Origin of the sequence: Flagellimonas pacifica (assembly GCF_900215465.1) — a bacterium.
GTDB lineage: Bacteria > Bacteroidota > Bacteroidia > Flavobacteriales > Flavobacteriaceae > Flagellimonas > Flagellimonas pacifica.
Map to the genome: position 1 here is coordinate 576987 of NZ_OBEH01000003.1, position 22113 is coordinate 599099.

The 22113-nt window shown below is 38.3% G+C and carries 21 protein-coding genes; 5 read left to right on the forward strand and 16 right to left on the reverse strand.

Annotated features, from left to right (window positions below):
- Positions 1 to 37: 37 nt before the first annotated feature.
- The 8 genes from CRO15_RS12310 to CRO15_RS12345 all read right to left on the reverse strand — a co-directional run bounded on the left by CRO15_RS12310 (position 38) and on the right by CRO15_RS12345 (position 7525).
- Positions 38 to 541, reverse strand: coding sequence for a gluconokinase (locus tag CRO15_RS12310; protein ID WP_097046114.1), 504 nt, complete (start codon positions 539 to 541; stop codon positions 38 to 40).
- A complete protein-coding gene (gene miaA / locus CRO15_RS12315; RefSeq protein WP_097046115.1) occupies positions 534 to 1457 on the reverse strand; it encodes a tRNA (adenosine(37)-N6)-dimethylallyltransferase MiaA in 924 nt (307 codons plus the stop codon). Before miaA ends, CRO15_RS12310 begins: the two co-directional genes overlap by 8 nt.
- On the reverse strand, positions 1454 to 2293 hold the full coding sequence (locus CRO15_RS12320; RefSeq protein ID WP_097046116.1) for an ion transporter: 840 nt from the start codon (positions 2291 to 2293) through the stop codon (positions 1454 to 1456). Before CRO15_RS12320 ends, miaA begins: the two co-directional genes overlap by 4 nt.
- The gene (locus CRO15_RS12325) at positions 2290 to 3651 is read right to left on the reverse strand and encodes an exonuclease domain-containing protein (RefSeq protein WP_097046117.1); all 1362 of its coding nucleotides are present in this window, start codon (positions 3649 to 3651) and stop codon (positions 2290 to 2292) included. The genes CRO15_RS12320 and CRO15_RS12325 overlap by 4 nt, the downstream gene beginning before the upstream one ends.
- An 18-nt stretch (positions 3652 to 3669) precedes the next feature.
- Positions 3670 to 4329, reverse strand: coding sequence for a YggS family pyridoxal phosphate-dependent enzyme (locus CRO15_RS12330; RefSeq protein WP_097046118.1), 660 nt, complete (start codon positions 4327 to 4329; stop codon positions 3670 to 3672).
- Between the two features lie 3 nt (positions 4330 to 4332).
- Entirely contained in the window at positions 4333 to 5568 is a 1236-nt protein-coding gene (locus CRO15_RS12335) for a DUF1015 domain-containing protein (protein WP_097046119.1), read from the reverse strand.
- Positions 5569 to 5574: 6 nt separating this feature from the next.
- Positions 5575 to 6462 carry a 3-hydroxyacyl-CoA dehydrogenase family protein gene (locus tag CRO15_RS12340; RefSeq protein ID WP_097046120.1) on the reverse strand — a complete coding sequence of 296 codons (888 nt, stop codon included), beginning with the start codon at positions 6460 to 6462 and terminating at the stop codon, positions 5575 to 5577.
- 97 nt (positions 6463 to 6559) lie between these two features.
- Positions 6560 to 7525: a Gfo/Idh/MocA family protein gene (locus tag CRO15_RS12345; protein WP_097046217.1), complete on the reverse strand. Its 966-nt coding sequence runs from the start codon at positions 7523 to 7525 to the stop codon at positions 6560 to 6562.
- A gap of 114 nt (positions 7526 to 7639) precedes the next feature.
- On the opposite strand from CRO15_RS12345, the gene CRO15_RS12350 reads away from it, so the two are divergent.
- Positions 7640 to 8281: a protein-L-isoaspartate(D-aspartate) O-methyltransferase gene (locus tag CRO15_RS12350; protein WP_097046121.1), complete on the forward strand. Its 642-nt coding sequence runs from the start codon at positions 7640 to 7642 to the stop codon at positions 8279 to 8281.
- On the opposite strand, the gene smpB is transcribed toward CRO15_RS12350, so the two are convergent.
- Entirely contained in the window at positions 8278 to 8739 is a 462-nt protein-coding gene (smpB, locus tag CRO15_RS12355) for an SsrA-binding protein SmpB (protein WP_097046122.1), read from the reverse strand. The two genes, CRO15_RS12350 and smpB, sit on opposite strands and share 4 nt — an antisense overlap.
- Positions 8740 to 8820: 81 nt before the next feature.
- Between smpB and CRO15_RS12360 the strand changes: the two genes are divergently transcribed.
- A complete protein-coding gene (locus CRO15_RS12360) occupies positions 8821 to 9564 on the forward strand; it encodes a DUF6503 family protein (protein WP_097046123.1) in 744 nt (247 codons plus the stop codon).
- Here the strand turns inward: CRO15_RS12360 and CRO15_RS12365 are convergent.
- Positions 9561 to 10094, reverse strand: coding sequence for a histidine phosphatase family protein (locus CRO15_RS12365; protein WP_097046218.1), 534 nt, complete (start codon positions 10092 to 10094; stop codon positions 9561 to 9563). The genes CRO15_RS12360 and CRO15_RS12365 overlap by 4 nt on opposite strands.
- 72 nt (positions 10095 to 10166) lie before the next feature.
- Between CRO15_RS12365 and CRO15_RS12370 the strand changes: the two genes are divergently transcribed.
- Positions 10167 to 11669: a PorP/SprF family type IX secretion system membrane protein gene (locus CRO15_RS12370; protein WP_097046124.1), complete on the forward strand. Its 1503-nt coding sequence runs from the start codon at positions 10167 to 10169 to the stop codon at positions 11667 to 11669.
- Positions 11670 to 11674: 5 nt separating this feature from the next.
- Here CRO15_RS12370 and CRO15_RS12375 read toward each other — a convergent pair whose 3' ends face one another.
- Positions 11675 to 12271, reverse strand: a complete 597-nt coding sequence (locus CRO15_RS12375) for a TetR/AcrR family transcriptional regulator (RefSeq protein ID WP_097046125.1) — start codon at positions 12269 to 12271, stop codon at positions 11675 to 11677.
- A gap of 121 nt (positions 12272 to 12392) precedes the next feature.
- On the reverse strand, positions 12393 to 14993 hold the full coding sequence (gene clpB / locus CRO15_RS12380) for an ATP-dependent chaperone ClpB (protein ID WP_097046126.1): 2601 nt from the start codon (positions 14991 to 14993) through the stop codon (positions 12393 to 12395).
- A gap of 145 nt (positions 14994 to 15138) precedes the next feature.
- Between clpB and ytxJ the strand changes: the two genes are divergently transcribed.
- Positions 15139 to 15528, forward strand: a complete 390-nt coding sequence (gene ytxJ / locus CRO15_RS12385) for a bacillithiol system redox-active protein YtxJ (protein WP_097046127.1) — start codon at positions 15139 to 15141, stop codon at positions 15526 to 15528.
- 90 nt (positions 15529 to 15618) lie between these two features.
- On the opposite strand, the gene CRO15_RS12390 is transcribed toward ytxJ, so the two are convergent.
- Positions 15619 to 16824 (reverse strand): hypothetical protein, encoded by a 1206-nt coding sequence (locus CRO15_RS12390; protein WP_097046128.1) that lies wholly within the window; start codon positions 16822 to 16824, stop codon positions 15619 to 15621.
- 250 nt (positions 16825 to 17074) lie between these two features.
- On the opposite strand from CRO15_RS12390, the gene glyA reads away from it, so the two are divergent.
- Positions 17075 to 18352 (forward strand): serine hydroxymethyltransferase, encoded by a 1278-nt coding sequence (glyA, locus tag CRO15_RS12395; RefSeq protein WP_097046129.1) that lies wholly within the window; start codon positions 17075 to 17077, stop codon positions 18350 to 18352.
- Positions 18353 to 18390: 38 nt separating this feature from the next.
- Here glyA and CRO15_RS12400 read toward each other — a convergent pair whose 3' ends face one another.
- The 3 genes from CRO15_RS12400 to CRO15_RS12410 form a co-directional block, all read right to left on the reverse strand.
- A complete protein-coding gene (locus CRO15_RS12400) occupies positions 18391 to 19047 on the reverse strand; it encodes a hypothetical protein (protein WP_097046130.1) in 657 nt (218 codons plus the stop codon).
- A 177-nt stretch (positions 19048 to 19224) separates the two neighbouring features.
- Positions 19225 to 19893, reverse strand: a complete 669-nt coding sequence (locus tag CRO15_RS12405) for a response regulator transcription factor (protein WP_097046131.1) — start codon at positions 19891 to 19893, stop codon at positions 19225 to 19227.
- A gap of 58 nt (positions 19894 to 19951) precedes the next feature.
- The gene (locus CRO15_RS12410) at positions 19952 to 22033 is read right to left on the reverse strand and encodes a tetratricopeptide repeat-containing sensor histidine kinase (protein ID WP_097046132.1); all 2082 of its coding nucleotides are present in this window, start codon (positions 22031 to 22033) and stop codon (positions 19952 to 19954) included.
- Between the last annotated feature and the right edge of the window lie 80 nt (positions 22034 to 22113).

The following is a 22113-nucleotide window of genomic DNA, read 5'->3' on the forward strand; positions in this document are numbered from 1 at the left end:
TTTAAACCACCATTAGGTGGTTTTTTTATGTCCAATTTTAATCTGTATGGGCAAGTTCCGTAACAATCTGCTTCACAATTTTGTCAGGGGCCAATGTTATTGGGATCTTAATTGCATCTATCGGTGCCTCAAGGGCATCAAACTGAGACTTTAGGAGGGCTAGGGGCATAAAATGCCCTTTTCTATCTTCTAAACGTGATTTTATGAGTTCAAACGAGCCTTCTAAGTAAACAAATCGCATAGTACCTTTAAGGTTATTTTGCAGCAATGTCCGATAATTTTGCTTCAGTGCAGAACAGGCTATAATTGCTCCTTTTGATTGGTGCTCTTTGGCCAGTGCGTTAAGTTTTTCAAGCCATCCCTGTCTATCACCATCATTTAGAGGCTTTCCTGCGCTCATTTTTTTAACATTCGCTTCTGGATGAAAATCATCACCATCAAAAAATGGAATTTTAAGGGTTTTAGCGAGCATTTTACCAATCGTAGATTTCCCAGTTCCGGAAACTCCCATGACAACTAAAATTTTTTTTGAATCACCCATTATTGTCAGTTTCAAGATGGTGGGTTATCTTCTTTAAAATCTCATCCATGTTTTCATCATGCTTAACCCATAGGATGTTCTGGTTCTTTCTCAACCACGTTAGCTGTCTTTTTGCAAAACGGCGAGTGTTCTTTTTGATTTCAGAAATAGCGAAATCCAAAGTAAAATTTCCCTCTAAATACTCAAAAAGTTCACGATAACCTACGGTCTGCAGAGCATTAAGGTTTCGGTGAGGGTATAATTTCTTTGCCTCCTCCAGCAAGTCTGCTTCCATCATCAAATCAACCCGTAGATTAATGCGGTCATAAATAACTTCCCTGTCTGCTTCTATCCCTATATAAAGTGTATTGAATGTTCTTTCTTTCTTTTTTTGGTTTAGGAACGATGAAAAAGGTTGGTTGGTTGCAATGCACACCTCCAAAGCTCGAATTAATCGGTGTGGGTTTTCAATATCTACTATATTATAATATTCAAGATCTCTTGAGCGTAATTCTTCTTGAAGATATGATAATCCCTCTTCTTTGAACTTCTGGTTTAACGACTCGCGAAGTTTTGAATCCACTTTCGGGAATTCATCCAGACCATGGACAACGGCATCAACATAAAGACCACTGCCACCAACCATGACAACAACATCTTGCTTTTGAAAAAGGATGTCCAGTAATTCAATCGCATCTTTTTCAAAATCTCCCACCGAGTAGGGTTCTGAAATACTTTTATGTTGGATAAAGTGATGAGTGACAGTGTTTAGCTCCTCCGTTGATGGAACAGCTGTACCAATATTCATTTCCTTAAAAAACTGACGGGAATCAGCGGAAATAATTTCAGTTTGGAAGTGCTTCGCCAAATCTATTCCCAACTTTGTCTTTCCAATGGCTGTAGGGCCAACAACTGCAATCAAGATTTTGGAGCTCATAACAAATCACCGCATTTATAGCAATTTGATGCATCATCCCTGTGTCCTTCTGCAGAGCAGGTAGGACATGCTTGGGTATTGGTATGTACAACACTCTTTGTTTTATCTCCGTTTTTATGTCTAGAGAATTCTACGGTAACAATGCCCGTTGGCACTGCAATGATTCCATAACCTAAGATCATAATGACTGTGGCTAAAAACTGCCCTAAATTAGTTTGAGGGGCAATATCTCCATACCCGACAGTGGTCAAGGTCACAATAGTCCAATAGATACTTCTGGGAATACTGGTAAAACCGGCTTCATCCCCTTCAATAAGATACATGAGGGTGCCCATAATTACCGAAAGAATAAGCACTACATAAATAAAAACTGCAATTTTAGCCCTACTTGCTTTTAATGCAGCTTTCAACTGTGAGGCTTCGCCCATAAATTTGACTAGCTTCAAAATCCTGAAAATCCGCAATAACCTGAATGCCCTTACAGCCAATAGAACTTGAGACCCGGCAAGAATATAGGACAGGTAAAGGGGGATGGTAGAAACAAAATCGATGATGCCATAAAAACTAAAGACGTACTTCCAAGGTTTTTTTATGCTTATGAGCCTAGCAATGTATTCAAGGGTGAAAAAAATGGTAACCACCCATTCTAAAGTCAATAAAATCTGATGGTAATGCTGATCTACCTCTTCAATGGTTTCCAGCATAACTAAAATAACACTGAGCATTATTAAGACGACCAATACAATATCAAAAAGCTTCCCTAAAGGTGTATCAGCTTCATAAATAACCTCATGTAACTTGTGTTTCCAACCAGAATGTACTTCTTGTTTTTTCAAATGGCGGGTGTTAGCTCCATAATTTTGAGTCTGTTCTTTTTTCTCAAATAAGATTCAACAATAAAAAGGGTGTTTTCATCACTGTCCATTGGAGTGATAATGGATTCTAATATATGAATATTATTTATTTGATGATTTAGCTCAACGTATCCGAAACCTTTTAAAGTACCATTTTTAATCAGAATAAAACTGTGTTCTCCAAGTTCTCGCCCTTGATCTATCATTGCAATGGTTCTACTCTTAAGGCTGTATTTATGCAGTGCGCTATAGATTTTTTGATTGTATTCCAGTGCATTTTCTTGTGCAGCACAGCCATGGGCACATCCGTTCTTGGAATGTTCACAAATTGAATCAAGACCCAATGAAGTTTCACATAGTTCAAACTCCGCACTGATTTTTTTTAAAAAGCTTTTGGCGGAAGGAACTCCGTTAAAACCAATGTTTTGCTCCTTTTGCAACCTACTTTTTACAATTTCAAGCTCAATCTGTGGACTGCCGTTTTTTGAAAAATTAATAACATGTGAAAAAAGACTTCTCTTGGCAATACTATTATACTTGGGCCTTGTCCTTTTAAGTTCCTCATATTCTTTTAAGATGGCCACCAACTCACTTCCGGTACGTTCAAAAGAGACCTTTTTGGTCTCTTTTTGAAGTTTTCTGGCCAACTGCCCTGTGTTGGTAAAATGTTGATTGACCCTTCTTTTGACATCCTTTGTTTTTCCTAAGAAAATTATCTCACCATCCTTGTCATGCATATAATAGACACCTGTTTCCGAGGGAAGTTTAGAAACAATATCCAGCTGTGTTGGGGATAGTTCTCCCTGTGATGCATCGCGAATGACCTCTTGGATAATGGTTTTTTGGGAATCTTTGCTCAATAATAACTTAAATAGTTTTAGTGTTGCAATGGCATCACCATTGGCCCGGTGACGATCACTCATGGGAATGCCCAAGGACCGTACTAGTTTGCCTAAGCTATGTGATTCTGCATCAGGGAGTAGTTTTTTAGATAAATCTACGGTGCAAAGCGTTTTACGTTGAAAATCGTATCCCAAGCGTCTGAATTCGGTCCTAAGAATTCTGTAATCAAATTGGGCATTGTGGGCCACTAGGGTTGCCCCATCGGTAATCTCCACAATTCGCTTGGCCACTTCGTGGAATTTTGGCGCAGTACGGAGCATTTTATTATTGATTCCGGTGAGCTTTACCACAAAAGGCTGAATTTCTCGCTCTGGGTTCACCAAACTCATGAATTTATCCACTACTTGGTGTCCATCAAACTTGTGGATAGCAATTTCCATAATGCCTTCCTCATTGTATTTTCCTCCGGTGCTTTCAATATCGAGTATGGCGTACATGAAAATTTAAAATATTGATTACGAATAATTCCGTGCCCCAAAGATACTACTTCCAATGCGTACCATGGTGCTACCTTCCTCAATGGCAATAGTATAATCTCCGCTCATACCCATGGAGAGCACCGAAATTTCAGGAAGCTTTTGTTTTAAATTGTCATAGATGGATTTCAAAAAATTGAATTCTTTGCGAACTTGGTCTAAATCAGAGGTAAAGGTAGCCATGCCCATTAGACCAAATACCTTGATGTTTTCAAGATTTTTAAAAGCATCTGAATCGATGATTTCTTCCAATTCAGTTTCATTTAAACCAAATTTGGTTTGTTCTTCAGCAATGTGCATTTGTAAAAGACATGGAATTACCCGTTTATGTTTTTTAGCCTGCTTGTCAATTTCTGCCAACAATCTAAAACTATCTACCCCATGGATCAACGAAACATATTCAGCCATATACTTCACTTTGTTGCGCTGCACATGTCCGATCATATGCCATTCAATATCCTTAGGAAGATCTTCCCACTTTTGGGTCATTTCCTGAATCTTGTTTTCACCAAAAACACGCTGACCGGCATGGTAAGCTTCCAAAACGGCATCATTGGGCTTGGTTTTGGAAACGGCAACTAGGGTTACTGTATCAGGAATTGAAATTTTTATTTTACTTAGATTATCTTTTATCGACATGTGTTAAAATTCATAAATCGTCAATCCGCTACGAAGCTTGGGCTCAATATAGGTGCTTTTTGGCGGCATTACCAACCCTGCATCGGCTATGGCCTTAATTTCGTTTATGTTTATGGGCACCAGGCTAAAACCAACTGCAAATTCCCCTTTGTCCACACTATCTTTCATTTTAATAACGTTGTGTTTGCCGTAACCATAGGCAATACGTTTATCATTTCTTAAATCCGATATCCCTAAAATGGGCTCCAGTATGGTTTTGTAAAGAATTTGGGTGTCCAGTTCGCTGAGTGCATCACTAAATGTATAGACCTTTTTTCGGAGGTACAGAGAATAAAAACCTCCATCCAGATACATACTAAAGTGGTGTTTTTGGCTGGGCTTGTATAATCCGTCTTCCTTTTTTTCTATTCTGAAATAAGTATCGAGCTGAATCAGGAATTCTTCCTTGGAGTATCCGTTTAAATCCTTGACCATCCTATTGAACTCGTAAATTTTAATTTTAGATTCTGGAATTAAATAAGCCATAAAATAATTATATGCTTCGTTTCCGGTATGCGAAGCATTTTTGGATTTCTTTTTTTCAGACAATAGGCTGGATGAAGCACTGCGGTGATGCCCATCAGCTATGTAAAGTACCTCCGTTTTTACAAATGCACGTTGAAGTCTTTCAATAATTTTTGAATCCCTGACCTTCCAAAGTCTATGTCCAACTTTATCGGGAGTGGTGAAATCATGGTCTGGTCGCTTTGCCGCTTCTTGTTTCAATATCTCACCAACGGTATCATCATCCGAATAGGTCATGAGAACTGGCTCTGCATTAAAGCCAACAGTGTTCAAATAATCTGCAAAAAGTTTTTCTCTTCTTTGAATGGTATCCTCATGCTTTTTAATAACGTTGTTTTGGTAGTCCAGCACACTGCAAGCACAGAAAAACCCCAAAGTAGTTAGGTTGTCCTTTGAGATTTCGTATAGATAAAAGCTATCCTGTTCATCTTTTTGGAGGATGTTGTCCTCTAGAAATTCCAAATAGCGATTATGCACCAACTTAAAACGCTCCTTTCCAGCGATGTTTTTATGGAATTTGAAACCTGGGTTAATGATATGCAGAAAAGAGAAAGGATTATATTTCAATACAGATTTTAGCTCATCTTTTGAATATTCTTCATAGGAACGTGAAGCCACAAATGCGGCTTTATCCGGTGCAGGGCGAATGGCCTTAAATGGTTTTATTAGGGCCATAAGGATTTAACTGAATTGAGCGGAGACCTTTTCGGCCTTTCGGGATTCGGAATAATCATAAAACCCTTCTCCTGATTTCACACCTAATTTTCCGGCCATTACCATATTCACCAATAGGGGGCAGGGTGCATATTTTGGATTTTTGAACCCGTCGTACATAACCTTCAAAATGGATAGGCATACATCTAGTCCTATAAAATCTGCCAATTGTAATGGTCCCATGGGGTGAGCCATGCCCAATTTCATCACAGTATCAATCTCTTGAACTCCCGCTACCTGATTGTATAGGGTTTCAATGGCCTCATTGATCATGGGCATCAAAATCCTATTGGCCACAAAGCCTGGATAGTCATTTACCTCTGTAGGTATCTTCCCTAATTGCTTGGATAGCTCCATTATTGTTTTGGTGATTTCATCTGAGGTGCTGTACCCTCTAATGATTTCAACCAGTTTCATAATGGGCACCGGGTTCATAAAATGCATTCCAATTACCTTATCAGGTCGCTGGGTAGCCGCTGCAATTTGGGTTATGGATATGGAAGAGGTATTGGTGGCCAAAATGCTATTTGCATTACAGATTTCATCCAAGTTCTTGAAGATTTGGAGCTTGGTTTCTAAGTTTTCAGTGGCTGCTTCCACAACTAAATCTGTCTTTTGAACTCCTTTTTTTAGATCTGTGAATGTTGTGATATTTCCAAGAGTATTGTTTTTTACACCCTCCTCAATTATACCTTTAGAAATCATTCTATCCAAGTTTTTGGCTATGGTTGCCAATCCTTTGTCCAAAGAAACTTGTGCTATGTCGATTAGGTTTACTTCAAATCCATTTTGTGCAAAAACGTGGGCAATTCCGTTCCCCATGGTTCCAGCACCTATTACAGCTATAGTTTTCATTTAGTTTTGAGTTTTATATGTTATCCCGAACTTGTATAAGGAGCAACGAGAATACTTAATTCTATCACACTTTGATGAGTTCAGTGTGACAATTGGTTTAGTTTTTAAACGATTCTATAATTTGTAATGCAACTTGTAAGGCCTTGGTTCCTTGTTCCAGAGTCACAACAGGTTCAGTGTTGTTGTTTATGGCTTCAGCAAAGGTTTCCAATTCATCCAAAATAGCATTGTTTGCTTCAATTTCTGGATTTTCAAAATAAATCTGTTTTTTCTCCCCTTCTGCATTTTGCAAGATCATATCAAAATCACCAGGACTTTTGGGGGCATCTTTCATTTTGACCACTTCAACCTTTTTTTCGAGAAAATCTACAGAAATATAGGCATCCCGTTGAAAGAATCTAGATTTTCGCATATTCTTCAAGGAAATCCTACTTGAGGTTAAATTGGCCACGCATCCATTTTCAAACTCAATCCGGGCATTGGCAATATCTGGGGATTTGCTGATTACGGAAACTCCACTGGCATTGATTTTCTTCACCTCGGAATTTACCACACTCAAAATTGCATCAATATCATGAATCATTAAATCCAAAACCACGGGCACATCGGTTCCTCTGGGATTGAATTCTGCCAAGCGATGTGTTTCAATGAACATGGGAGTTTCAATCTTGTCTTTTACAGATAAAAAAGCAGGATTAAATCGCTCTACATGTCCCACCTGTCCTTTTATGTTGTGCTTTTTGGCCATTTGAAGCAGTTCTTCCGCTTCTTCTGCGGTATTGGTGATGGGTTTTTCTATGAAAATATGCTTTCCTTTTTCTATAGCCTTTTTGGCACAATCAAAATGGGATAGAGTAGGAGTAACAATATCCACAACATCCACAGCATCCATAAGGGCATTGATATTTTCAAAGTAGGAATAGCCAAATTCTTCTGCCACTTTTTTTGCGTTGATTTCATCGGGGTCGTAAAAACCAACAAGTTCATATTTATTGGATTCGTTTAAGAGCCGAAGGTGAATTTTACCTAAATGTCCTGCACCAAGAACACCTACTTTTAGCATACTTCCTGTTTTTGTCAAAAATACGGATATGACATCATTCTTCCATAAAAATAAGGCTCCATCTGACCATATATTCGTAAAGAACTTTTTAAATTCGTGTACCAGACCAAAAACATGAAGGATACATTGAAGCATAGCGGTATGCGTAATAAGTTGGCACAAGTACTATCTGCCAAAGGAATACAGGATAAAACGGTTTTGGATGCCATTAAAACGGTGCCTAGGCATTTGTTTTTAGATAGCAGTTTTGAGGACCACGCCTATCAGGACAAAGCTTTTCCCATAGGTGCAGAACAAACCATTTCTCAGCCTTATACTGTTGCCTTTCAAACGGAGTTGCTCAAAGTTAAATCTAGCCATAAAATATTGGAAATAGGTACTGGGAGTGGTTACCAAACAGCGGTTTTATTGCATCTAAAAGCCAAAGTTTATACCATAGAAAGACAGCAAGAACTTTTTAAAAAGACAAAGCTCTTTTTCAATAAAATGAATTATCGACCCAAAAAGGTAATTTTTGGGGATGGATACAAAGGACTGCCCCAAGAAGCGCCTTTTGATGGAATTATTGTTACGGCCGGAGCTCCTTTGGTGCCAAAACCGTTGCTGTCCCAATTAAAAGTAGGAGGAAAGCTGGTAATTCCGGTTGGAGTTGAGGAACAAGTAATGACTTTGTTCACAAGAAAATCGGAAAAAGAATTTGAAAAACAGGAGTTGGGTGCGTTTAGGTTTGTTCCCTTGTTAGAAAACAAAAACTAGCGATTAAAATCCTTTTTGATTCGAGATAGGTTACGTTTATTGTCCCTATCCTTGATGGTCTCACGTTTATCATACAGTTTTTTACCTTTGGCAAGTCCAATTTTAACCTTTGCTAAGCCTCTTTCATTGATAAAAAGATTAAGAGGAATTATGGTAAGTCCTGATGTGGTCACTTCTTTTCGAAGCTTTTTAAGTTCTCTTTTGTTCAGAAGTAGTTTACGCTCCGCTTTGGGCTTGTGGTTGTAATGCCCTCCATGGCTGTACTCATCTACTTGCATATTGATTACATAAAGTTCACCCAATTCATTGAATTCACAGAAGCTTTGTGAAATGGATGCTTTTCCCAACCGAATGGACTTGATTTCGGTACCTCCAAGCACTATTCCTGCAATATAGGTGTCCAAAATCTCGTAATCAAAACGAGCGCGTTTGTTCTTTATGTTGATATTTTTCTGCATTGCTGGCAAAAATAGGAACTCTTTACAAAGAAAATTGTAATGTTACAGGGTATTTTACGATTGTAAAGAAAAACAGCATCAATGAAAAGAATCTTTTTTGGAATACTAGTGCTTATAATCGTTTCATGTAAGGAAAGAACCAAAACAATTTTCACTGCTCAAGAAATTGTTGATAAATCCATTAAAGCAAGTGGGGGAGAGCTTTATACAAATAATGGAGCTTCGTTTGTGTTCCGAGACAAGAAGTACATTTCCCAAAATGTTGAAGGGAAAAAAATATTGAAAAGAATTTCTATCCTGGATTCTGTAATAATTATGGACATTAAGACCAATTCAGCTTTTCAACGATTTATGAACGATTCTTTGGTCAATTTACCCGATTCGATTTCTAATCGCTATTCAAATTCAGTAAACTCGGTACATTACTTTGCAAGGTTGCCTCTTGGATTGAATGATAAAGCTGTCAATAAAGAATTATTGGGAGAGGAGATTATTAAAGGAAAAGAATATCATAAAGTGAAGGTCACATTTGATCAAGCGGGTGGGGGAGATGATTTTGATGATACTTATGTCTATTGGTTTAACAAAGAATCCTTTAAGCCAGATTACTTGGCATATGATTTTCATGTGAATGGTGGAGGACAGCGTTTTAGAGAGGCATATAATGAACGCTACGTAAATGGAATCCGTTTTGTGGACTATAAAAATTACAAACCAAAAAAGAAAGGAACAGGTATTTTAGAAATAGGCCAACTTTTTGAAAATGGCGAATTGGAGCTGTTGTCCAAAATAAAACTTTCAGAAATAGAGGTTATGGAGAACTAATCCATACTCAATCGAATATCGGTAGCTTCCCCATCAATGATTCGGACAATAAAAAGACTGCTGTTGTCATGGTCATCCATTTGATTGTATTTTTTTATTCCCAATACTTTGTTCACAAAATTTGGAGTAGTATTACTATGGCCCACTACTAAAACGTTGAGCCCTTCATTATCTATTTTAAATGCTTCAAAGTCAATAGAACTGGGGTCATAATATTTTACATCTATGTTTTTTTTTACTGAGGTTGGTGCTGCAGTCATGGATGTCCTCTCATAATTGGTAGAATAAATAACATCAATGGCAATAGGGTCAAAAACTTCGGCCCATTTAATAGCTCTTCCCAATCCGTCTTGGTTTAACTCTGGATCACGGTTTTCAGGGTCAGAACGATCCTTTTCCGCATGTCTTATAAAATAAAATGTAGAAACCACAGGATCTTCTGTAATTTCCATATCTTTATTTGAATTATTACAGCTGGTAGTTCCAACTATAAAAATTGCAACCGCAATCAAAAGTTTGGTGATTCGCATAGTAATTGATCTAAAATCCCCTTTTTTTACCATATAGTACTTAAATGTAACGTTTAAAATTCACTTTCTCGTATGTATAGGTTTCGAGTTTGTTTCTTATTGGTTTTGGCAACCACCATTCTATGTGCGCAAGAGCGAACATTACCCGCTGATTTCAGGCAACATGGACTAACACAGTTTAATGCGAGTCTTTTAAATGCTACTTATGGTATGGATTGGAACAATCCGAATTCAGTTTCCATTTGGACACGTTGGCAATGGCAAACTGTAGATGGTGACCCTACCAGTTTATTTGCGAATTATACTCATGGAATTGACCAACAATCATCTTTTGGAATTGGTTTTTTGCAACACAATACCGGTACTTATCTGTATACGGGAGCCAATTTAAACTACGCTTATGCCATTCCCATAGATAATTCTATGAAGCTGATAGTTGGAGTGAACACTTTTGCATTTCAAGAAAAATTAGCGGATGATCGTTTTATTTCCAATCCTGATATTGATTTGCCTCAGTTGGAAAGTACAAATGATTTCATTTTACAATTTTCACCTGCAATACGATTACAAGTAGATCAATTTAGTGTTGGACTGGCAGTGGAAAATGCAATTGATTTCAATTTATCGGATAGTGGAAATGATGATTCGAGGAATTCGGGCATTTTTATTGGAACGTTGAGCAATGATTTTCCAGTTACCTTATTTTCTGGATTGGAACATAGTTTTGTGCGCCCTATACTTTACGTAAAAGCAATTCCGGATGCGGATACACAATTTGGCATTAATGGATTGTTATCCACATCTAAATTTTGGTTACAAGGGGGCTATAATAGTTTTTATGGAATATCTGGCGGTGCAGGTGTAACTTTTGCTAAGCAATTTTCCATTGGAGGGTTGTTGGAATTTGGAACTGATAGTGTTTTAAGCGATGAGAAATCTACTGTTGAGTTGATAGCTTCGTACCATTTTGGAAGAACTGACCAACGAAGAAAAGTAGTAGGGTTTGATGTTGAAAAAGATGATGCATTGGCTTTGGAACGTATAAAAGCGGAAGAAGAACAAAAACGGCGAGAAGCGCAAAAAGCTCAAGAGGCGGAGAAAAAAGCTATTGAGCAACAAAAAAGATTGGAAGAAGCAAAGCAATTTGATGTTGAAAAAGAGGAGTTGCATAAAAAGCAGGCACAAGAAAGAGATTCTATGGGCAAAGCGATATTGATAGATAAAGAATTAATAGATGCCCAGAGAAAGAAGGACAGTATAGCAGAACTTCAGCGTGAAAAAGTAGAGCTTAGGCCTAACGAAAGATATGAAGAGGTCACCAATGCTGAAGGTATGGAACCTGGTTTTTATTTAATAGCCAATGTGTTCGGTACCAAACGCTATTTTGAGAGTTTCATGCTTACACTGAAAAAAATGGGACTAAATCCAAAATCGTTTTATAGAAGCCAGAACAAGTTTAATTATGTGTATTTGGAACGCTATAACACCATGCGGGAGGCCAGAGAAGCAAGAGATAGTAGGTTAGATGGGAAATACCCAGGCAAGACCTGGGTTTTTAGGGTGAGGGCAAATTAAATATCTTATTTTTTGATTTCCCTTTGTACCAAATGCTCTAAATAGGCTATAGTGTTGATGAGGTATTTTCTATCTCGTGTCATTGTGGACATGGCAATGGCACCTTGTAGCATTGTAAAAAGTTGTTTGGCAAATTGAAGTGGTGGAACAGGCAAATGTATTTCATTTAGATTCACCCCATTCTCCAAGACCAATGCTATTTTACCTTCAATTTCTTTAATGGTTTCCTTTACTGCCGCGGCAAGCAATTTATGGTTGTTTTGTGCATCGACCCCAACATTTAATATGGGACATCCACCAAAAGGAAGGGTAAATACATCATATTGTCTGTAGAATCGTAACAGAGAATACAATTTGTCCAAGGCACTGCCTTCCACATCCAATTTTTCATCTATAATCGCCAACAAATGGTTCTGATTGTACTCAAATGCTGATAGAGCAAGTGTTTCCTTGTTCTCAAAATTCCCGTATATGGCACCTTTGGTAAGCCCTGTAGCTTCCGTAAGGTCACTCATACTTGTACCCACATACCCAAACTTATTGAAAATTGGTGCAACAGTTTCGATTATATAGGCTGTGGTCCGCTCTGCTTTTTTGGTCATAGTGGTCAGGGTTGGTTCTGGGTCTTGCTAATATATAAAAAACAGATACTGCATGGTATATTAAAATGTAAAAGCCCTTATTTTTAACAAAATAAGGGCTTTGATTAATTACAATCTCCGTTTAGTTCACCAGTTCGTTTTGATTTCTGAAGACTAATTTATCATCAAAAGAGTCAAGCAAAATGATACTCTCGGCTTTTATTTTTCCAGCCAAAAGTTCTTTGGAAAGATTGTTCAGAACTTCTTTTTGAATTAATCTTTTTACAGGTCTTGCCCCAAACTGGGGATCGTATCCCTTTTCTGCCAAGTAAACAATTGCCTCTTCCGTGGCATCTAAGGTAATATGTTGTTTGGAAACCATCTTTTTGAGCTGATCCAACTGAAGTCGGACAATTTCTTTGATATCTGACTTGGTCAATGGAGTGAACATGATGATATCATCAATTCGGTTCAAGAACTCCGGTCTAATAGTTTTACGAAGCAAGCCCATTACCTCTGTTCGGGCCGCTTCCGTTGCACTTTCCACATCCACAGCGCCTTCAAACTTTTCTTGAATTATTGGACTACCCATGTTACTGGTCATGATGATGATAGAATTTTTAAAATCTGCCACCCGACCTTTATTGTCTGTCAATCTGCCCTCATCCAACACTTGCAATAAAATATTGAACGTGTCGGGATGGGCTTTTTCAATCTCATCCAATAAGACCACAGAATATGGCTTTCTTCTAACTGCTTCTGTCAATTGTCCACCTTCATCATAGCCCACATATCCGGGAGGCGCACCAACCAATCTGCTTACGGAATGACGTTCTTGGTATTCGCTCATATCTATCCGGGTAATGGCATTTTCATCATCAAACAAGTACGCCGCCAATGTTTTGGCCAATTCTGTTTTACCAACACCTGTATTTCCGAGAAATAGGAATGAACCTATTGGTTTTTTAGCATCTTGTAGTCCAGCCCTACTTCTTCGAATAGCATCGGAAACTGCAACAATGGCTTCTTCTTGACCAACCACACGTTTGTGCAGTACATTTTCAAGTTTCAGCAGTTTTTCCCGCTCACTTTGCAACATTTTGGTCACTGGAATACCGGTCCATTTGGCAACTACTTCGGCAATGTCCTCATTGGTAACTTCTTCTTTGATAAGTGTTCCAGAACTCTGTTGTTCTGTCAATTCCTCCTGCAGTTTCTCAAGTCGCTCTTGGGATTCCTTTATTTTTCCATAGCGTAACTCTGCCACTTTCCCATAATCTCCATTACGTTCTGCACGTTCGGCTTCGAGTTTAAAATTCTCTATATCCTGTTTTGTTTTTTGGATGTTGTCCACAACACTTTTTTCGCTTTCCCATTGCGCAAAAATCTCATTGCGATCCTCTTTCAAATTGGCCAGTTCCAGATTGAGGCTCTGCAACTTGGGTTTGTCGTTTTCCCGTTTTATGGCTTCAATTTCAATTTCCAACTGCATTATTTTCCGGTCCAGCACATCCAGTTCCTCAGGTTTGGAATTGATTTCCATCCGAAGTTTGGAAGCGGCTTCGTCCATAAGATCTATGGCTTTGTCCGGCAAAAATCTATTAGTGATGTACCGTTGGGATAATTCAACTGCGGAGATTACAGCTTCATCCTTAATACGCACTTTGTGATGCGCTTCATACTTTTCTTTTATTCCCCTTAAAATTGAAATAGCACTTTCCGTATCGGGCTCATCAATCACCACTTTTTGAAACCTTCGTTCCAAAGCTTTGTCCTTTTCAAAGTATTTTTGATATTCATCTAGGGTAGTGGCCCCAATAGCTCTAAGTTCGCCCCTTGCCAAAGCAGGTTTAAGGATATTGGCTGCATCCATGGCTCCTTGACCTCCACCGGCACCTACAAGGGTGTGTATTTCATCAATAAAAAGCACGATATCCCCATCAGAAGAAGTGACTTCCTTGATGACCGCTTTTAGACGCTCCTCAAATTCTCCTTTGTATTTGGCGCCAGCGATGAGTGCTCCCATGTCTAGGGAGTAGATTGTTTTGTCCTTAAGGTTTTCAGGAATATCTCCTTGCACAATTCTATGGGCCAATCCTTCTGCAATTGCTGTTTTGCCCACCCCGGGTTCACCAACCAACATTGGATTGTTCTTGGTTCTTCGGGATAAAATTTGAAGCACTCTCCTTATTTCTTCATCCCTTCCAATAACAGGGTCAAGTTTACCACTGTCCGCAAGTTGGTTTAGGTTTTTGGCATATTTATCTAACGAATTATAGGTATCCTCCGCACTTTGGGAAGTTACTTTGCCGCCTTTTCTAAGTTCTTCAATGGCAGCTTTCAGATGTTTTTCCGTGACTCCTTGATCCTTAAGAATTTGAGCTATCTTACTTTTTGATTTGAAAATGGCCAAGAACAAATGCTCTATGGATACAAATTCATCCCCCATTTTTTTAGCAACAATGGAGGCTTCGTTCAAAGATTTTCCAGCTTCTCTTGAAAGCATAATCTCTCCTCCAGAAACTTTGGAAAAACTTTCCAATTCTTTTTCTAGAATCTGATGGATCAATGATGTATTGACATTGAGTTTTTTAAGAATAAAGGGCAATACATTTTCGTCAACCTCAGCGATGGCTTTGAAAATATGTTCATTTTCTATTTGTTGATGCCCAAGCTCTTGAGCAAGCTGCTGTGCTTGCTGAATGGCTTCTTGTGATTTTATGGTGAAATTATTAAAGTTCATTTTCAATGTTTTTACTTGGGTAATGTCAACAACCTTACCATAGGTAAAGTACAGTCAAAATGTCGGTAAAACCTTGAAAATAAAGGACATTTCGTCAGCTTGTAAGCTTTTTGCGCATGCCCGACATAACTAGTAAATTTGATGCATGGGAATATTTGACAACTTATTTGGCAAAAAAGAGCAAACACAACGTGAAGAAAAACAGATTCCATGGATACCTTTGGTAGACATGGCGCAGTTGGATGAGGTTGCAGAAAAATCGAAAACCAGAACCCAACTCATTTTTAAACACTCTACCACTTGTGGAATAAGTAGAATGGTGTTGAACATGTTCACGGAATCTTACAACCTGAACGAAGAAAAGGATATTTATTTTTTGGACCTACATGCGCATCGTGATGTTTCCAATGCCGTAGCATCCAAGTTTCAGGTAATGCATCAATCTCCACAATTATTGATTGTTAAGAATGGAGAGGTTAGCTTCCATACTTCGCATGGGGCTATTTCGGATATAAATCTACAGGAATACGTATAAAAAAAGCCCCGACGAATAGCCGGGGCTTTTTTATTTAATCAAACTGGGGCATTTGAATAATATTGTTGAATCTCAATTCGATAATTTGTTTTAATCATTGAACTGATTATCCGCAACAAACCGGTTCTGGGTAATAATGGACTTCAATCTTAATTTTAAGTCCTCCCCGGCATCATAGACCATCTGTTCGTTGGTAGGGAACGGAACGGCCCTAACATTCAGTAAAGTGATTAGATCAGTATCCAAAGCTCTTTTATCTCCTCTATAGTTGGCATATATGTGCTCAAAGACAAATTCACTACTTAAAGGATAAGAGTTGATTTCCTGACCGCTCTTTAAATCAGTAAAACTTACTTTGGCTCCTATTTGGGCTGTCTTAAATTGAGTGAACTGGTAAAAATTGCACTTCACCTTTTTGAACTTATCAACTTTTATATCGTTTCCAAGACTGTCCTTGGCTACATTTCCATTATCGTCCAATACATATTTATAACCGTCTTTGACCAGTTTTTCTTTTATGATCTGCTTCTCGTTTACTTGTTCTGGAGAAACATTGATTTCCCTAAAGTCAAGGTTAAGCGCATAGTCATATTTAATATTGGTCACCGGATTGGAATGGTACTCCATCCAAAAGTCATTGATACCATACGCATTGAAATCCAATAGTTCGTCTTCCAATCGTTCAGGAATAATCTGTTGTGTGCCATTACCAATTTCTACCCTCACATATTCGAGCCCTTTGGCATAGGCATCGTCCATTTTGGCAATGGTTTCTTTGTAACCTGGGTTTATTTCCTGTAAATATTTCAATTCGCTATAAGCAGCTCTATAATCTTCCTTTTCGTTAGCGGAGGTCAAAAGATTATTGGCATTGCTGTATAAATACTCAGATAGGTTATTTTTTGTAGCTACAATTCTTGAGTCATAGTTTACAAAATCAAACGAGGCATTCCTGTTTTCATCATAAATAGGAAGTGGCATTAACGGCCTAATTCGCTCCTGAATCTGTTTCAGTTGCAAGTATTTGTTGTATATGGTTTCCAAGTTTGCAGGATTACCATCTCCTTCTAAAAAGGATATTTGCTCCATTTCACGCTGAGCATTTTTGACAAAAGCGTCCTCTAAGAGCAAAACATATGCTTGATGTCCTTTTTTGGTTTTGTTTTCCGCAAGGTTTTTAATGGCTTTGTTCATGGCCGAAATATAGTTGCCACTGTTCAATGCCTCCTGGGTTTTCTTTACACCGCCACAAGCGGCAAGCAGAATTAATGTGCTAATGAGTAATAGTTTTTTCATGGCTTTTTGATTTTATGGTTTTTAGTTGGTTTCCAACAGCCGTGCCAAAAACCTATATTCTAGTAACGAAAAAGGATATATGGTAGTATAATTTCGATGAAATACACAAAAAATGTACTTTTTTTAATAATTCTGAAGTGAAAGCATATTGTTAATTGCCATTTGATAAAATACCTTTCAGTGTCATTTTTTTTAGGTTCAAATTCCTATTCTATTCGTAATTTTGGGACTTCTTAAATTTAAAAGGCAGATGCAAAGAGACCACCAAATTTTTGACCTCATCGAGGATGAAAGAAATAGACAGCTAGAAGGGATTGAACTTATAGCTTCAGAGAATTTTACAAGCCCTCAGGTAATGGAGGCTGCAGGTTCTGTGTTAACCAACAAATATGCTGAGGGATATCCCGGAAAGCGTTATTATGGAGGTTGTGAGGTAGTTGACGAGGTTGAACAATTGGCCATAGACCGGGCCAAGGAGCTTTTTGGTGCTGTTTATGCCAATGTACAGCCACATTCTGGTTCTCAGGCCAACGCAGCGGTCTACCATGCTTGTTTGAAGCCAGGGGATACCATTTTAGGTTTTGACCTTTCGCATGGAGGACATCTTACCCATGGATCACCGGTGAATTTCTCTGGAAAATTGTACAATCCTGTTTTTTATGGTGTGGATGAGGAAACGGGAACTTTGAATTATGATAAGATTCAGGAAATTGCAACCAAAGAGAAGCCAAAGATGATCATTGCCGGGGCTTCTGCATATTCCCGTGATATGGACTTTAAAAGGTTTAGGGAGATAGCAGATAGCGTGAATGCCATATTATTGGCAGATATATCACATCCTGCAGGATTGATTGCCAAAGGAATCATGAACGACCCTATACCACATTGCCATATAGTTACAACAACTACCCATAAAACATTGAGAGGCCCTAGGGGAGGTCTTATATTAATGGGAGAGAATTTTGAAAACCCTTTTGGAATTAGGCTTAAGAACGGAAACCTACGTAAAATGTCCGGTTTACTGGACTTGGCAGTGTTCCCAGGCAATCAAGGAGGACCATTGGAGCATATCATAGCTGCAAAGGCAGTGGCTTTTGGCGAGGCACTTTCTGATGACTTTTTACATTATATGCTGCAAGTGAAGAAAAATGCGGATGCCATGGCCAAAGCATTTATGAAAAGAGATTACAAAGTAATCTCTGGCGGAACGGACAACCATATGATGTTGATTGATCTCAGAAACAAGAACATTACAGGTAAGGACGCTGAAAAAGCCTTGGAACTTGCTGCAATTACGGCCAATAAAAATATGGTGCCATTTGATGATCAATCCCCGTTCATTACTTCTGGGGTTAGATTTGGGACGCCTGCAATAACCACGCGTGGGCTTGTAGAGTCTGACATGGAGACCATTGTTGGCTTTATTGATGAGGTAATCACAAATCCTGGTGATGAAGCGCATATTGCACAAATAAAAACAAAGGTCAATGACTTAATGAAGTCACGACCTTTATTCACTACAAAATAGAAACTACCTGTGCTTATTAAAGCAAGGGTTTTATTGTCTTAATCCAAAAGAAAGAAATCTTCTTTTCGGAGCTGTTTTGTTTTTAGGTTATATACAATCACATCGTGTTGTAGGTCATCTTCAAAATAGAGGCCCCAATAGTCAAAATATGGTTTTTGATCATTTATGACCTTGGCGTCTTCTTTTTGTTTGTCCTCAAAGACCGGAACAAAAATTTCATAGGGCATTTGGGTGAGACCTCTGGTAAAATACACAAAGTGCTCACTGGCTTTGGATATAACATCTTCTAATTGTTCAGGAATACTATGGTCATAGATTCTTGTAATTATTAAAGATGTATCCCTAAAATGCAGTGAAAGTTCTGCAATATCTACGGTATTGTTATTGTTGGCGCCCAGTTTTTGAAAGGCAGCATCAAAAGCGGATGTAACTGTACCTTCTTTTTCAATACAGGCAAAACCGCCCCAGTCACCATTATTAAAATGGTGGAGACTTTCGGTTAGCCCAAAATTACAATAGAGGTCTAAGACCAGGTCTGTTTTCTCATTATTGGTATGATAACGGCATTGTACTCCTACTTCTGCAAAAAATTCTTTCTCCAGAACTTTGATGAACTCATTTAACCCATCCGCGGTAACAAAAGTCCGTATACCGCTTAGGGGGAAATTAGGGTTGACTTTTTTTTGGAATGGCATGTTTTGTGGTTTTGCTTGAATGTTCTCTCTCAAAGTTAAAACGAATCTTTATTTTCAGGTTGGAGGAAAACCTTAAAAATTCTGGGGGTTTTCCCCTATTTGCACGTTTTTTTTGAAAAAAACACCACAAAAAATGACTTTCTTGTGAATGGACAAACCAAAAGGAGGTATGGAATTTTAAATGAAACCTCTGTTTTTTGCAGCCAATATCAAGGCAAGGTCATTCTCGTTCTCAGTACCAAAAAGCGATTTTAAATGCCGCTTTCTGTTCTCTATGGAAGAAGGGGACAACTGTATGTAGTTCTCCAAATCTTTGTTTTTGGTGCCAATGGAAAGATGGTACAATATCTTTTTATCCTTTTCATCCAAACTGATGTCATTGGCCATTTTCTTTCTAATGGCAGAAAGGGCCTTAGAGGAATAATAAGGAGGGTTTAGCGTAACAACTTTAACGGCATCTTCCAAAGTTTTGGGATCTATATCCGTTTTTACCAGATACCCGTCTGGATCTACAGATTTAAGAATGCTATTGATCCTATAGCTGTCACTAAAAGAGGACATGAACACTATTTTGGTCTCGGGCACCAGTTTACGGGCCATTACCCCCAAATTTTCCCCTGTTACGGGCTGGTGCTCGTTGGGAGGAAACAATTGCACATCCAAGAACAGGATATCATATTTAAATGAGTTAACCGAATCCTCGATCATTTTTTTGCCTTGATCATAGGTGTTGGCGGTATCCACTATAATATTATACCCTTCAAAAACCATCCCTTCAAGGATAAACTTATATCCCAACATGGTCATTTCATGGTCGTCTATGGCTAAAATTCTAAGTGTTTGCATAGTGTTGTTTTTTGGTTGGTCCTAAACATTTACATTGATCATTTGTTTCTGATCTATACTATATATATTTAGGATCTTCTGGTCTTATGTCATCATAGGGCAGTGTTACCGTAATGGTAGTACCCTTTCCTTTTTTACTGTCAATATTAAGGGTTCCGTTCATTTTCTTGACCCTCGAAATTACATTACGTAGGCCAATGCCCCTTTTGCCCTTTCCTTTACCGGTATCAAAACCTACACCATCATCAGAGATTTTCAACTCCAGTAGATTGTCCACAATTTCAAAAGCAACCTTTGCATTGTGGCATTGGGCATGTTTAACGCAGTTCTGAAGAGATTCTTGGACAATACGGTAAATATTGATCTTTATATCACCATCAAGATTGTCCCATTCCACTCCTTCTGCGTATGTAAAAGAACATGAAATCCCTGAAGACTCACCAATGTTATTGATCAAATCTTCCAGAGATACAATAAAGTTATAAAATTTTTGGTAGGATGCATCGCTCAGTTCGTGCGAAATGGTCCTGATCTCTTCCTCTTGTTCCTGCAGCTTTTCTATAAGTTGCGCCCGGAATTGTACAGATGCTTCATCATCCTTGTTGTTTAGTTTGCTTAAAATGAGTCGTATCCCCAACATTTCTCCCAAAACACCATCATGCAACTCTTCTGAGATACGCTTTTGCTCCAACTGCTTGCCTTCCTCAAGTTTTCCATGCTGGGACAACATTAGGTTATAGATCTCTTGGTTGCTCTCTTGCTGCTTTTGTTCAAATTTAAGTTTGTTGTTGCTGATGCGCTGCGAGACAATTATAAAGAAGGCCGCTCCTAAAAGTAACAATCCAAGGGCCACACCGGTCCATATTTGTTTTTGTTTGGAGAGCAACTCATTTCTTTGGATCACTTCATCCGTCTCTAAACGGATACGGGCAAATTTATCCCTGATCGCCCGTTCTTCATCTTTTATTTGTTCATTTAAGGTATAATACTCATTGGAATAGGCTACTGCATTTTCAGCATCAATCGTAGTTAGAAGCCTTAATACCTCCAAATGATGGTCATTGTTAGAAGTTTCTTTGGCAATAGCCAATGATTCTTTTGCATATTGTTTGGCCAAGGTTGAATCTCCTTCTGTTGCTAACAACTCTGCATAATATTGCTTAGCCCGTGCTTGGTCATTTTCTACTGACAGTGATATGCTGTCGTTTAAACTGATTGCTTTTTGGAACATTTTTTTTGCTTCACCAAAATCCTTTTCTCCTTTGAAAATAGAATAGCCACGACTTGTTAATACCTTAGAGTACAAAGCAGGGTTCTCTACACTTAAACTTTTATCATTATAAAGTTCTAGATATGCATTGGCGGATTTTGAATATTCCATGTTTCTTAGGTAGTCATAGGCTATATTGTTCTTGTTCTCCCACATATAGGAAGTTTTATCGATAGAATTAAATTTTCCTATATCAGCTCCTGCCTTTTTGAAATACTCTAAAGATTTTGTAGAGTTGTTCATGCCTTGAGCTGTGATTCCCAAAATGTTATTGCAATTGTACAATCTTTTGTAGTCTTCCAAATCTTCAAAAATCCGTAAGGCTTCGGTAATGTTTACCTCAGCACCCAAATAATCCTTAAAGTAGTTTTGAATCCTTCCCATGCTGTATAAAATCCTACCTCTTAATGAAAGAGAGGTAGAATCCACAGGCATCTGATCAAAGCCTTTGTAAGCCTTTTTGTAGTGGAAATAGGCACTGTCCATAACCCCATAAGATTTAAAGAACGCTGCCAAATCCCAATGGGATTCCCCAAGGGCCTTGTATATTTTTCTGTCTCCCGATAAATCCATGACCTCTTGGTTCATGTTCCTAAAACCTGTTGAATCTTGTAATCTTTTGTAGGCCAAAGAAACTCTGGACAGATGATCCAAGCTAATGGTATCGTTAGACAGATCGGAAGCCTTTTCCGTAGCTTTTACCAAATACTGCTTGCGCTCATCCATGGATAGTTGGGTGCTATCCCTTGCAATGTTGATCCACTTGTTTATGAGCACAGATTCGGGAGTATCAACAACCGTTTGGTCACGGGTTTGTTTTCCGCAGCAGGCTAAAAGAATTAAAAATAATGTTAATGCCTTGTTTTTCAATTGAGTGTACTAAAAAGTAAGCAAATGTTTGTTTTCTTTTACTACAAGGTAAAAAAAAAGCCCCAAACCATATACGATAA